The 12,790-nt window shown below is 61.1% G+C and carries 8 protein-coding genes and 2 pseudogenes; 4 read left to right on the top strand and 6 right to left on the bottom strand.

What is annotated here, in order from left to right:
• From AB5Y51_RS14510 to AB5Y51_RS14500, 3 genes and pseudogenes are all read right to left on the bottom strand, one after another.
• Window positions 1-167: pseudogene (locus tag AB5Y51_RS14510) on the bottom strand (IS1595 family transposase); the annotation flags it as partial.
• A gap of 496 nt (window positions 168-663) precedes the next feature.
• Window positions 664-1,614, bottom strand: coding sequence for a transposase (locus AB5Y51_RS14505; RefSeq protein WP_323903685.1), 951 nt, complete (start codon window positions 1,612-1,614; stop codon window positions 664-666).
• Window positions 1,615-1,745: 131 nt separating this feature from the next.
• Window positions 1,746-1,871, bottom strand: a pseudogene (locus tag AB5Y51_RS14500) (alpha-amylase family glycosyl hydrolase); the annotation flags it as partial.
• Window positions 1,872-2,011: 140 nt separating this feature from the next.
• Between AB5Y51_RS14500 and AB5Y51_RS14495 the strand changes: the two are divergent.
• Together AB5Y51_RS14495 and AB5Y51_RS14490 are read left to right on the top strand one after the other, a co-directional pair.
• The gene (locus AB5Y51_RS14495) at window positions 2,012-2,380 is read left to right on the top strand and encodes a hypothetical protein (RefSeq protein ID WP_368178635.1); all 369 of its coding nucleotides are present in this window, start codon (window positions 2,012-2,014) and stop codon (window positions 2,378-2,380) included.
• Between the two features lie 31 nt (window positions 2,381-2,411).
• Entirely contained in the window at window positions 2,412-3,224 is an 813-nt protein-coding gene (locus AB5Y51_RS14490; RefSeq protein ID WP_368178634.1) for a hypothetical protein, read from the top strand.
• 65 nt (window positions 3,225-3,289) lie between these two features.
• On the opposite strand, the gene AB5Y51_RS14485 is transcribed toward AB5Y51_RS14490, so the two are convergent.
• The 3 genes from AB5Y51_RS14485 to AB5Y51_RS14475 all read right to left on the bottom strand — a co-directional run bounded on the left by AB5Y51_RS14485 (window position 3,290) and on the right by AB5Y51_RS14475 (window position 10,105).
• Entirely contained in the window at window positions 3,290-5,710 is a 2,421-nt protein-coding gene (locus tag AB5Y51_RS14485; protein WP_368178633.1) for a YgiQ family radical SAM protein, read from the bottom strand.
• Between the two features lie 196 nt (window positions 5,711-5,906).
• Window positions 5,907-9,053: an efflux RND transporter permease subunit gene (locus AB5Y51_RS14480; RefSeq protein ID WP_368178632.1), complete on the bottom strand. Its 3,147-nt coding sequence runs from the start codon at window positions 9,051-9,053 to the stop codon at window positions 5,907-5,909.
• On the bottom strand, window positions 9,053-10,105 hold the full coding sequence (locus tag AB5Y51_RS14475) for an efflux RND transporter periplasmic adaptor subunit (protein WP_010673507.1): 1,053 nt from the start codon (window positions 10,103-10,105) through the stop codon (window positions 9,053-9,055). Before AB5Y51_RS14475 ends, AB5Y51_RS14480 begins: the two co-directional genes overlap by 1 nt.
• Before the next feature lie 210 nt (window positions 10,106-10,315).
• On the opposite strand from AB5Y51_RS14475, the gene AB5Y51_RS14470 reads away from it, so the two are divergent.
• Complete coding sequence (locus AB5Y51_RS14470) at window positions 10,316-11,872, top strand: diguanylate cyclase (protein WP_324018208.1); 1,557 nt, start codon at window positions 10,316-10,318, stop codon at window positions 11,870-11,872.
• A 34-nt stretch (window positions 11,873-11,906) separates the two neighbouring features.
• A complete protein-coding gene (gene rssA / locus AB5Y51_RS14465; protein WP_041213338.1) occupies window positions 11,907-12,776 on the top strand; it encodes a patatin-like phospholipase RssA in 870 nt (289 codons plus the stop codon).
• The last annotated feature ends 14 nt before the right edge of the window (window positions 12,777-12,790 follow it).

Here is a 12,790-nt window from a genome sequence, read left to right as displayed (position 1 = left end):
TGGGTGGCATCCGCCTGGCAGTGGGGACAGCCGCAGCATGTGGGTAACTGGGCATGGAGGGACGTAATCGGGTGTGGAGCGGCGAGCTCATGCTGAGCGACACGGCGCTGACGCAGAGTAAGTAATGGAAAGAGGGACAACAGGTGTTGGAAGGCTGGCGTATCCATGATGAAGGTCCTCGCGGTGATGACCTACTTCCAGATTAGCCTTCCAACACATAATTGGGACAGCGCCTTTTCCATGGGCCGAGCAAGATAAGCTCCCTTTTTATTTGGGACAGCCATCTTTGTGTACGAATTGTTCCATTGGAGGAACCATATCACCCACTCTGTTTCACTGATGCAAAAATCACCTGCTCAAGCAACACCCACGGTGTCGCAGCGTTGTGAAAAAACGGCCTGATAACAGAGGGCCGATAGTACATCTTCCTTAACCCTTCTCTTCTTATCTGCGACAGCAGCGCCTTATCAAGACAGCCATCTTTTCGAGAAAGCCCTCATCCAGCGCCCAGCACAACTCGTCATCCAGCATTTGCGATGGCATTTGTGAAACTCGGGGGATTAAAGAGAATGTCTTGGCATCGATGACGCCAATTCAGATGCGATCACACAGGCGGGGTGCTGGCGCGATACCGGACGTTGCTATGACACAAGTATTCATCACTCAAAGGGATGGTTGATGACACCGTCGCTGGCCACAGTGCCAGGCAAACTGCTGACAATGCTCTTTGTCACCCACCACTCTGATACCCTGGCGCCGAAACAGCGTCACTTGCTTGAGCCAGCGCACCTCGTCCAACCCCAGCCGCACCAGGATGGGGGCAAGAGAAGCCGGGATGTGACCCCGTTTGTCCACTCGGATGGCGCGACCTGTCCAGTCCACCAGCATCAGGTAATCCGCAAAGGCATATGGCAGGCTATCGGGTCGCGCGTCGTGCGCGAATGGCAACAGCAACGGCGGCAATGGGGCGGCGGACTGCTCGCCATCGAGACGCTGCTTGAGGCTGGTGTAATCGCTCTGTTCAGGCCGGTCGGACAATCCCGCTCGTATCGGATTGAGATCAACATAGGCCATGCAGGCCAGCAGGGCTGGCTCGGTGAGCAAGGCCTGGCTCTTGAAGCGCCCTTCCCAGAAATGGCCCTTGCAACCATCTTCCCGATTGGACTGCCGAGCCAGGTTTTCGTTGAGCAACCGCACAAACCAGCTGATGGAATGTAACCGCACCCGCCACTGCCCTATCAGTTGTTGAACCACAGCGAGTTCAGGCTCAATCAGGGATTCCCCCTGATACCAGCGTCGTACCAGCAGCGGCCACTGGAATAGCGCCGCCCAACGCTCGGCCACCTCCCGCTCGCTCCAATTGGCAGCGGTATCCGGCTCGACCTTGAGCACCAGGTGATAGTGATTGCTCATCACCGCATAGGCACACACACCGATGGCAAACAGTCGCGACAATTGGCCCAACTTGTCGACCACCCACTGGCGCCGATGCTCGTAACTCTGGCCGGAGTGGGCATCTTCCCCGCACAGAAACGCCCGCCGCACACAGCGACTGACCACATGATAGTAAGGCGTATCCTGCAAACTGATTTGACGTGAACGGGCAATGGTCATGGCTCACCCCCCTGGGCAGTGACACCTCAAGCCAAGTACAGGGCTACGCCGCTGTCAAAAAGGTGAGTGTCCCAGATTTTTCAGTCAAAAAGGTGGGTGTCCCAGATTTTTCAGGGACAACCATCCAGTCAATATTCATGACTCTGGCCGATATCGGCATCTTCCCCACACAGAAAATCTCGCCGTACACAACGGCTGACCACGTGGTAATAAGGCATATCTTGCAGACTGATTTTACATGAGCGGGCAATGGTCATGGCTCACCTCCTTGACAGCGGCATCTCAAGCCAAATACAGGGCTACGTCACGGTCAAAAAGGTGAGTGCCCCAGATTTCGCACCTATAATTTTCCAGCGTGAGGTGGCCATCTTGGTCATGTCAATTTGGAGCGTAATGTATGGACACGGTGATAAGTTACGCAAGCTATATTCTTGCTATCAGCATAGCCTCGGAGCGCCTTGTCGAAATCGTCAAAGGGATGTTTCCAGGACTTAATCAATCTAAGACGGACCCGCAGGAAGAATCGCGGCGACGTTCTGTTCTTCAGGTTCTAGCCGTTGTAGCTGGAATCCTATCGGCTCATTTCAGCTTAGATATAGCCCCGCCAGGGATTAAAACATCATTAGATGGTATGACAGTAATCATCATTGGATTACTAGCAAGTGGCGGGTCTGGTCTATGGAATGCTGTTTTATCATACGTTCTACAAATAAAAGATTTGAAGAAGGAAGAAGTGAATAAACAGAAAATAAAAACATCAGACTGAGCGTGCAAAATCAATATTATTGGAGAGTATGATGGCGGCCACAAAAATCGGTGTTGTAGAAATTCACTCAAGCATTGCGGGATCTAATGTTGTTTTCCCTGTGGATTTAGCATTGGACATTACAACAAATGAAAAGGAGGTGACTGTCGAAGTAATCACAGATGTTGACATGGGGAATCTACAGGATGGCTTCGATACGATTGCCAAATCCTTCCCACTGCCACATGACGACTCTGGGTATGGAACCAAGATACTCGCTTCGCTCAACAGCGCTTCAATCACCGCAGCTGGTGACGTAGCTTCGCTTAGCTTTTCAGCCAATGTTGCTGTCTGGCAGATCGAGAAGGGAGTACCCTTAGGGGGCACGACGATCGAGTCGAGAATGGAGTGTGTCAAGTTGCCGCTTATCGGCGAAGTTTGCACAAAAATCCCCTACAACATTGAAGTAAAGCCAGGTGATGACATTAAGACCAGACTTATCAAAGAAGATATTGACGCCCGAATTAATATTGCCTTGTTCACATCGAACGGAAAATCTCTCGAGGTGAAAGTTCTCCACTCAGATGTCAAACCTCGTGGAGACATTGGACGATTCTTTAATGAAATTGCTAGTATTTTCAACTATAGTCTAGGGGACATTGCGAGAAGAGAAATCGTAGAGATTATCGACGATGGCACACTTAGGAAAGCGTTACCTAAGGAGTTGGAGCAATATAATCCCGTAATCAAGACCGCAAACTTTAAAACAACAGCCGCAGGGAAGTTGGGTGTATCAGTTCAGTTTGTTGCTTCGCTAACCTCTGAGCAACTAAAAGAGTGGATTGCAAAATCAGTTTCTCCCTAGATGGAAATTAAAGGGCGGCCATACGGCCGCCTTTTTATAATCTGTCACTTTCCTAATCAGGAATATCACCGAGTCGGTCGTTTGGTACCACTCCCTTTCGCTGCGGGTTTGGCAGAGCCTGCGCGGGTCGGAGCCTTGCCATTTTGGGCGGGTTTGCCCTGATCTGCGCCTTGTGCTGAGGATTTGCCGCTGGCGCCCGTTCCTTTACCAAACGGACTACCAACCGGTTTGCCGCTACCCACCTTGCCGCCCTTGTTGGCTGGGGCTTCGCTACGAGCCCCCTTATTGCCTTGCTGCGCGGCAGCCGATGCACTTTGCGCGGCACCTCTACCAGCTGCAGGAGTACCTTTTCCGCCAGCAGCCTTGCCAGTCCCATTGCCACGCTGATGCACAATATTGCTATGGCGAGTCAACGCGGGCTTGAGGCCCTTGTTGCGGCTGCGCTCGGCTTTGGCTTCACCACGGCCTTCCGGCGGCACCAGACAGTCGGGGCCGTTGCCGATCAGGTGACCCTTGCCCATCTCCAGCAGGGCTTCGCGGATCATCGGCCAACCGGCCGGATCGTGATAGCGCAGCAGCGCCTTGTGCAGGCGACGGCGACGCTCCCCTTTCACCACGAACACGTCCCCGCCCTGGCGGCTCACCTTGTTGAGCGGGTTTTTCTCGGTGTAATACATGGTGGTGGCGTTGGCGAGCGGCGACGGGTAGAAGTTCTGCACCTGATCGAGCTTGAAGCGGTTTGCTTTAATCCAGAGCGCCATGTTCACCATGTCCTCATCCGTGGTGCCCGGGTGGGCGGAGATGAAATAGGGGATCAGGTACTGCTGCTTGCCCGCCTCTTTGGAATACTTGTCGAACAGCTCCTTGAAGCTGTAGTAGCTGCCCATGCCCGGCTTCATCATCTTGGAGAGCGGGCCCTCCTCGGTGTGTTCCGGCGCAATCTTGAGGTAGCCGCCCACGTGGTACTTGGCCAGCTCCTTGATGTAGCGCGGATCTTCCACCGCGATGTCGTAACGCACCCCGGAGGCGATCAGGATCTTCTTGATGCCCTTGAGGTCGCGCGCCTTGCGATAGAGGTTGATGGTCGGGCTGTGGTCGGTGTCCATGTGCGGACAAATGGTCGGCCAGACGCAGGAGGCGCGCCGACAGGTCTGCTCAGCCTTGGTGCTCTTGCAGCGGAGCTTGTACATGTTGGCGGTGGGGCCGCCCAGATCCGAGATGACGCCGGTAAAGCCCGGCACCTTGTCGCGGATCTCTTCGATTTCTTTGAGAATCGACTCTTCCGAGCGGCTCTGGATGATGCGCCCTTCGTGCTCGGTGATGGAGCAGAAGGAGCAGCCGCCAAAGCAGCCGCGCATGATGTTGACCGAGGTCTTGATCATGTCGTAGGCCGGGATCTTCTCGTTGCCATAGGCCGGGTGCGGCACCCGCTGGTATGGCAGGCCGAACACCCCGTCCATCTCGTCGGTTTCGAGGGGGAAGGCAGGCGGGTTGACCCAGATGATGCGATCGCCGTGGGCCTGGGAGAGGGCGCGGGCGCAGCCCGGGTTGGTCTCGTGGTGCAGGATGCGGGACGCATGGGCGTAGAGCACCTTGTCCTCCTTCACCCGCTCAAACGCCGGCAGCTTGACGTAGGTCTTCTCCCACGGTTTTTGCTTAGGGGGCTGCACCAGGATGGGCTTGGCCTCCTGCTCCACCGGCGCGGTGCCCTCGTCATCGCTGCATGGCGCCCCTTCCATATAGGGGTTGGGGATGGGATCGATGCGGCCAATCTGGTCGAGCTTGCTCGAATCCACCCCGCGCCAGCCCGGCAGCGGCTCCTTGCGGATGACGGCGGTGCCGCGAATGTCCTGCATGGTCTCGATGGTCTCGCCGCCTGCGATGCGGTGAGCCACTTCAACCAGGGGGCGCTCGGCGTTGCCGTAGATGAGGATGTCGGCCTTGGCATCGATGAGGATGGAGCGGCGAATGGTCTCGGACCAGTAGTCGTAGTGGGCGATGCGGCGCAGGGATGCCTCTATGCCGCCGATGACCACCGGCACCTCTTTATAGGCCTCTTTGCAGCGCTGGGTGTAGACCAAGGTGGCGCGATCCGGCCGCTTGCCGCCCACATCCCCCGGGGTGTAGGCGTCGTCGTGGCGCAGTTTCTTGTCGGCGGTGTAGCGGTTGATCATGGAGTCCATGTTGCCCGCCGTCACCCCGTAGAAGAGGTTGGGCTTGCCCAGGCGCATGAAGTCATCCTTCGATGACCAGTCCGGCTGGGCGATGATGCCGACCCGAAAACCCTGGGATTCGAGCATGCGGCCGATCACCGCCATGCCGAAGCTCGGGTGATCCACGTAGGCGTCGCCTGTCACCAGCACGATGTCGCAGCTGTCCCAGCCGAGCTTGTCCATCTCCGCGCGGGACATGGGCAGGAAGGGCGCCGTGCCGTAGCACTCGGCCCAGTAACGGGGATAGGAGAAGAGGTTGGTAACCGGCTGCATTTTGACCACCTGGAACAATTCGGGTCGCGCATTATACCGGCAGAGCAAGGCGGGGGCGACGGCTTTTTGCCCCTACAGAACGCGAGGGGAAGGGGCGCCTTCGAGCGGGCGCGACAGGTCGGCGTGACAGACTCAGATCTCATCAACAAGCAGGGCGCCCATTGGCGCCCTGCTTGCTGTCATCCGGGTCGGCACGCTAGGCCGCCGGTTTGTCCCGCCCCTCGGGGGCCCCCGGCACCGGGGAGGGGCTGGCCGAGGTTGCCGTGGCCAGTACCTCGTCCACCAGTCGGTCCCGCGCCCCCGTCATCCCCGCGCGTCTGGCGATCAGGTGATAGATGGCGGGCACCACCAGCAGGGTCACCAGGGTCGCGAGCGACAACCCGAAGAAGACCACGGTCCCCACGGCCATCCGGCTCTCGTACCCCGCCCCCATGGAGAGCATCAGGGGCACGGCGCCGATGATGGCGGTGAGCGAGGTCATCAAGATGGGGCGCAGGCGGCGCACCGATCCCTTGATGATCGCCTCCTCGAACCCTTCACCCCGCTGGCGCAGCTGGTTGATGAACTCCACGATGAGGATGCCGTTCTTGGTCACCATGCCGATGAGCATGATCATGCCTATCTGGCTGTAGATGCTGAGCTCCTGCCCCGTGAGCCAGAGGCCGAGCAGGCCGCCGAAGATGCCGAGCGGCACCGTCATCATCACCACCGCCGGGGTCAGCAGGCTCTCGAACTGGGCCACCAGCACCAGATAGACCACCAGCAGGGCCAGGCCGAATACCAGTGCCATCTCCCCCTGGTTGTCGCGATAGTCCTTGGACTCGCCGGCATAATCCACCGACATGCCGGTGGGCAGGTGATCTGCGGCCCAGCCATCCAGGAAGTCGAGCGCCTCCCCCAGGGTGTGGCCGGGGGCCACGTCCGCGGTGAGGGTGACCGCCTTCTGGCGCTGGTAGTGGTTGAGGCGCTGGGGACTCGCCACCTGGGTGACGGTCGCCAGGGTGGAGAGGCTCACCATCTCGCCGCTCGCGGCCTTCAAATAGATGCGGCTGATGTCGGAGATGCCGTTGAACTGGGTCTGGTTGGCGCGCAGGTAGACATCATACTCCTCGCCCCTGTCCACATAGGTGGTCTGGCTGACGCCGCCGAGCAGGGCCTGCAGGGAGCTTGCGATGGTGGAGACCGGAATGCCGAGCTGGGTGGCTCGCTCCCGCTCTATGGTCACCTGCAGCTCCGGGGTCTTCTCGGCATAGTCGAGATCCGGGCTCTGCATCAGCCCGCTTTGGGCCGCCGCCTCCTTGAGTGCCAGCCCCTGCTGGTTGAGCTCGCCGTAATCGGAGCCTTGCAGCACGAACTGTACCGCCGCGGTGGAGCCGCCTCTGAACCCCGGCTGGAAGGTGCGGATCATCACGTCGGGGATGCCGGCGAGGCGACCGCTCAGGGAGCGGCCAAACTCGGTGGCCGTTTCGTCCCGCACCGCCCAGTCGCTGAGCTGGATGATGGCCATGCCGGTCTGATCGCCGCCGCGCCCGAAGGCCGGGGTGCTGAAGCTCATGGCCTGCACCACCCCCTTGCCGAGCAGCGGCAGGATGGCGGCCTCCACCTGCTGCATGTTGCGCTTCATCCGCTCGATGCTGGTGCCCTCCGCCCCTTTCACGAACACATAGAGCACGCCCCTGTCCTCGGTCGGGGTGAGGCTCGCGGGCAGCTTGCCAAAGAGGGCGCCAATGCCGCCGAGGCAGAGCAGCAACACCAGGGGCATCCAGACGGCGCGGCGCAGCACGGCCCCCAGCACGCGGCGATAACGCTCCTCCACCCAGCCAAGTCCCTTGTCCAGGGTGGCGGTCAGGGCGTTGGGCTTGTCCACGGCACGCATCAGCCAGGAGCCCATGGCCGGGGTCAGGGTGAGCGCCACCAGGGAGGAGAAGAGCACGGCCAAGGAGAGCAGGATGGCGAACTCGGTGAAGAGGCGCCCCACCATGCCATCCATGAAGGCGATGGGCACGAACACCATCACCAGCACGGCGGTGGTGGCGATGACGGCAAAGCCCACCTCCCGGGTGCCGTGCCAGGCCGCCATCAAGGGGGACTCGCCCCGTTGCAGGTGGTGGTGGATGTTCTCTACCACCACGATGGCGTCATCCACCACCAGGCCGATGGCGAGGATGAGGGCCAGCAAGGTAATGAGGTTGATGGAAAAGCCCAGATACCAGGCACCGATGAAGGCCGAAATCAGGGAGACGGGCACCGTGATGGCCGGAATGAGGGTGGTGCGCCCCTGCCCGAGGAACAGATAGAGCACGGCCACCACCAGCAGGGCGCAGATGGCGAGTGTCTCATACACCTCGTCGATGGCCTGCTTGATGAAGATGGTGGAGTCGTAGTCGACCTCCAGGGTGGCCCCCTCCGGCAGGAAGCGCTGCATCTCCACGAGCTTCTTCTCGATGCCCTGGGCCACCGCCAGGGGATTGGCGGTGGACTGAGCGACGATGCCAATCCCCAGGCTCTCGCGGCCATTGCGCTGATAGGCGCTGTCTTCGTTCTTGGCCCCCACCTCCACATCCGCAATGTCCGCCAGATAGATGCTCTGACCATTGGTGGCGGTTTTCACCGGCAGGGTGCGAAAATCTTCCGCACTGTGATAGAGCCGTGCGATCTGCACCGCCATGGTCATGGTGTTGTTGCGGATCTCGCCGCCCGGCAGCTCGATGTTCTCCCGCTTGAGGGCATCCTGCACGTCGGCCACCGTGATGCCGCGGGCCGCCATGTCGGCGGGGCGCAGCCGCACGTACATCACCTGGGTCAGGTCCCCGGAGAGGGAGACCTCGCTCACCCCGTCCACCAGGCTCAAGGGGTCCACCAGCATGCGATTGGCGTAATCCGTCATGGCGGTACGGTCCATCTGGGTGCTGCTGAAGTTGAGCCAGATGGCCACATCCCCGTTGCCGTTGTCCTTGGTCACCATGGGCTCGTCCGCCCCGTCTGGCAGCTTGGGTCTGGCCCGGGAGATGGCGTCACGCACGTCGGAGGTGCCCTCCAGCATGTTCCAGCCGAGCTTGAACTCCACCGTGATGGAGGAGCGCCCCTTGCGGGTCACCGAGTTGATGTTCTTGATGCCGCTGATGCCGGAGAGCTGATCCTCGATGGGCTTGGTGACCTGGCTCTCCATCACCTCGGGGGCCGCCCCCTCATAGGTGGTGGTGATGGAAACGGACGGGGTCTGCACATCCGGCATCTCCCGCACGGTGAGTTTGCTGAAGGCCACCAGGCCGAACACGGTGAGCAGGGCGCTGATGACCACCGCCACCAGGGGACGGCGTACTGAGATATCGGAGAGCCACATCAGCCTTTCACCTCGCCCAGATCACGTACCAAGGCGCCGTCGCGCAGATTGACCAGCCCCTCCACTGCGATGCGATCGCCGACGTTCAACCCCTTGAGCACCCAGACGGCCTCGCCATGGGTGTCGCCAAGCTCCACCGGAACGCGCTTCACCCGTCCGTCCGCCTCCAGGCGATAGACGAAGCGCTGCTCGCCGGCATACTCCACCGACTGGGCGGGGATCAGGGTCATCTTCTGGGGTGGCAGAGAGAGATCCACGTTCATCAGCATGCCGGGACGCAGCTGGCCACCGGTGTTGGGCAGGATGACGCGGGCCTTGATGTTCTGGGTGTCGCTGGAGATCCGGCTGTCGAGGGTCTCCAGCACGCCGGAAAAGGATTGATCCGGCCAGGCCGAGCTGGTTGCCGTCACCGCCATGCCGGGGCGCAGCAGGGAGAGGTAGCGCTCGGGCACCGCCAGATCGAGCCGCAGTTTTGCCAGCTCGTCCAGATGCAAGAGCACGTCGCCGCTGTTGACCAGGGCTCCTTCGCTGAGATCGATGAGGCTGACGGTGCCGTCGAAGGGGGCGGCCAGGGTGCGCAGGGAGAGCTCGTAACGGGCCGCATCGACCCGGGCCTGGGCCTGGGCAACAGTCGCCTCCTGCCCCTCCAGCTCCGAGGTGGTGACGGCGCCTCGCGCCACCAGCTTGCGCATGTCCCGCAGCTTGCGAGCCTCGTCGCGCACGCTGGCGCTCTGCTCGGCCAGCTCCGCCTGCTGCTTGCCCGCATCCAGGGCGATCAGGGTCTGCCCCTGTTTGACCTGCTGGCCGGAACTCACCGCGATGGTGGCAATGCGGCCGGTCACCTCGGGGCTGATGGCCACGGAGCGATTGGCCGCAAGCTTGCTCACCAGCTTGATGGAGGGCTCGGCCAGACTCTGCCTGACGGTTTCGGCCCTGATATTGATCTCTCTTGGTGCAGGCTTGCTGGCGGGTTCAGCCTGCCGCAGATGCCAGGCGCCCGCCGCCAGCAATAGAAGAAGAGGGAAAAGCCACAGCCACACGCGCGTTTTCATCACAAGATCCATGCAGTCAAAGAGAGAGGAAGAAGAGATAGCTTCATCAAGGATGGCACCATGTTACCCCCTGACTATGCCGTGACTATGTATAAATGTGACAAAACGTAACAGTCCGGTGAGAAGATCATCAAAAACGCATCTTGTCGGCACGCACGTCAGGGTTCTGCCTTACACTGATGCCGACTCTCGCCATCTTCCGGTACGCCCATGTCCATTCCCTCCCCCGCCTTTGCCAAATACCGATTGCAGTGGCTGCTGCTGGGCCTCGGCCTGCTGCTGTTGCTGCTCGCCCTGCAACATGCGTTTCGCCAGGTTACCGAGATCAACAAGCGTGACACCATCAACGCCGCGACTCAGCTCAGCAGCCAGCACCAGCGGATGGAGACCTTCCTTGAGGCCATGCGCGGCCAGGCGGAGGAGCGCCTGCGCAGCAATCCCCAGTCCGTGCTCTCTCGCCAGCTCTATCAGGCGCTGCAATCCGACGGGGAGCACGGCATCAACCTGGATCGCATCCCCGTCGATCTGCCCCCCGCCCTCATCGGCAACCTGACCGGGCAGGGCCCGCTGCCCCACGACGGCAGCGAGCGGCAAGCCAGAATACATCTCGCCCTCAGCCTCTCCCCCCTGCTCGCCACGGCCAGCAAGCTGCTGGACAGGGACGTGGCCTGGATCTACTTCACCGGTACGGACAATTTCATCTACCTCTATCCCTGGGTGCCATCCAGCCAGTTTCGCTTCGATCCCGTGATTTACAGCAAGGCCTACTGGCAGGAGGCGATGGCCAGGTATCCCCACCTGGAGCACGCCATGCTCTCGCGCCCCTACCAGGATTTTGCCGGACGGGGGCAGATGATCACCCTCTCCCAGCCCATTACCCAGGGCGGCCAGATCATTGGCCTGCTCAGCATCGACATCCAGACCGTCACGCTGGCGCAGACCCTGCACCGCCTCGCCCCCCGGATTGGCACCCTGTTCCTGCTCAACGCCCATCAGCAGATCCTCGCCAGCAGCCAGTCCGCTACCGCGCCGCCCCCGGTCAGGACGGCGCAGTCAGCGGAATATGAGTGGCAACAGGGCGCCTTGCAGCTCGTCTATCCCATCCCGGAGACACCGCTCTCCCTCATCCATCGCATCCCGCTGCTGCCTCTGCTGCAGACGCTGTTGTGGCAATCGGCGACGGCGCTCATCACCATTCTCTGTCTGGTGGTGGCGACCGTCTCCAGCCTGCGTGCCCAGCGCCTCAACCGGCGCCTCAACTACCTGTCACGCCACGATGCCCTGACCGGCGCCTTCAACCGCCACTACTTCGATGCCTTCGAACACCGCCAGGCCCTGGCAGGCCGCCAACGTATCGGCGCCATCATGTTTGACTGCGATCACTTCAAACAGGTCAACGACCGTTTCGGCCACGGGGTGGGCGATCAGGTCCTCATCCGTCTGGTGCAGCTCTGTCAGTCCCTGCTGACCCGGGAGTGCCACCTGATCCGCTGGGGCGGCGAGGAGTTCCTGCTGCTCGTCGCCGATGAAGCGATCCCTCTGGCCCCTTTGGCCGAGCGGCTTCGCCTGTGCATAGCAGAGCATCCCTGGAGCGCGATTGCGGCCGAGCTGAAGGTGACCGTCAGCCTGGGCCACTGTCGTCAATCACCAGCCATCTCCTTGCAGGAGGTGATCCGCCGCGCCGATATCGCCCTCTATCAGGCCAAGGCCGACGGCCGCAATCGCAGCGAAGCGTGGCGGGATGACGGACAGGAGAAGCCGGAGTAAGCTGGACTCCCACTTCATGTCAGGAGACGCAACTGTGTCACGAAAACCCCGTCTGGGATTGGCTCTGGGCAGCGGTGCGGCCCGAGGATGGGCCCACATCGGCATCATCCGTGCCCTGGAGCGACTGGGCGTCAAGCCGGATCTGGTGGCTGGCTGCTCCATCGGCAGCTTTGTCGGCGCCGCCTATGCCGCTGGTGAACTGGACAAGCTGGAGAGCTGGGTGCGCGGCTTCAGCCGCCTGCAGGTCATGGGGCTGCTCGATCCTGCCCTTTCCGGCGGCCTGTTTCGCGGTGACAAGGTATTTGGCATCGCCGCCGGCCATCTGGGGGATCCCGCCATCGAAAGCCTGCCGCTGCCCTTTGCCTGCGTCGCCACCGAACTCGATACCGGCCGCGAGATCTGGTTGCAGGAAGGGCCGCTTCGCCAGTGTGTGCGCGCCTCTTGCGGCATGCCCGGCCTGCTCACCCCGACCCGGGTGGAGGATCGCTGGCTGGTGGACGGGGCCGTGGTCAACCCGGTCCCCATCTCCCTGGCCCGCGCCATGGGAGCCGAGGTGGTGATCGCCGTCAACCTCAACACCGATATGCACCAGCCCTGGACCGACGAACCGGACGAGCCCGTGCAGGGGGGGCTGCTCAGCCAGTGGTTGAACCGGGGCGAGCGCGAGCCCAGTACCCCCGGCATGTGGGGGGTGATGACGGGCTCCATCAACATCATGCAGGAGCGCATCACCCGTGCCCGGATGGCCGGGGATCCCCCCGAGATCCAGCTCTGCCCGCGCCTTGGCAACCTCTCCATCATGGATTTCCACCGCGCGAGCGACGCCATCGACGAGGGGGAAGCCTGTGTCGAGCGCAACCTGGAGCAGCTCAAGGAGGAGCTGTCACGACTCTGCCTGATATGAAGGCATATCGGGGT

The organism is Aeromonas sp. R7-1 (genome assembly GCF_040908115.1).
In the GTDB taxonomy this organism is placed as follows: Bacteria; Pseudomonadota; Gammaproteobacteria; order Enterobacterales; family Aeromonadaceae; genus Aeromonas; species Aeromonas caviae.
The sequence above is the reverse complement of the archived record's forward strand: the minus strand, read 5'-3'. Positions and strand labels throughout refer to the sequence as shown.

Excerpts from the sequence above, each read along its gene's own strand:
- AB5Y51_RS14505 (WP_323903685.1), bottom strand. The coding sequence starts at position 1,614 with ATGACCATTGCCCGTTCACGTCAAATCAGTTTGCAGGATACGCCTTAC.
- AB5Y51_RS14495 (WP_368178635.1), top strand. The coding sequence starts at position 2,012 with ATGGACACGGTGATAAGTTACGCAAGCTATATTCTTGCTATCAGCATA.
- AB5Y51_RS14490 (WP_368178634.1), top strand. The coding sequence starts at position 2,412 with ATGGCGGCCACAAAAATCGGTGTTGTAGAAATTCACTCAAGCATTGCG.
- AB5Y51_RS14485 (WP_368178633.1), bottom strand. The coding sequence starts at position 5,710 with ATGCAGCCGGTTACCAACCTCTTCTCCTATCCCCGTTACTGGGCCGAG.
- AB5Y51_RS14480 (WP_368178632.1), bottom strand. The coding sequence starts at position 9,053 with ATGTGGCTCTCCGATATCTCAGTACGCCGTCCCCTGGTGGCGGTGGTC.
- AB5Y51_RS14475 (WP_010673507.1), bottom strand. The coding sequence starts at position 10,105 with ATGAAAACGCGCGTGTGGCTGTGGCTTTTCCCTCTTCTTCTATTGCTG.
- AB5Y51_RS14470 (WP_324018208.1), top strand. The coding sequence starts at position 10,316 with ATGTCCATTCCCTCCCCCGCCTTTGCCAAATACCGATTGCAGTGGCTG.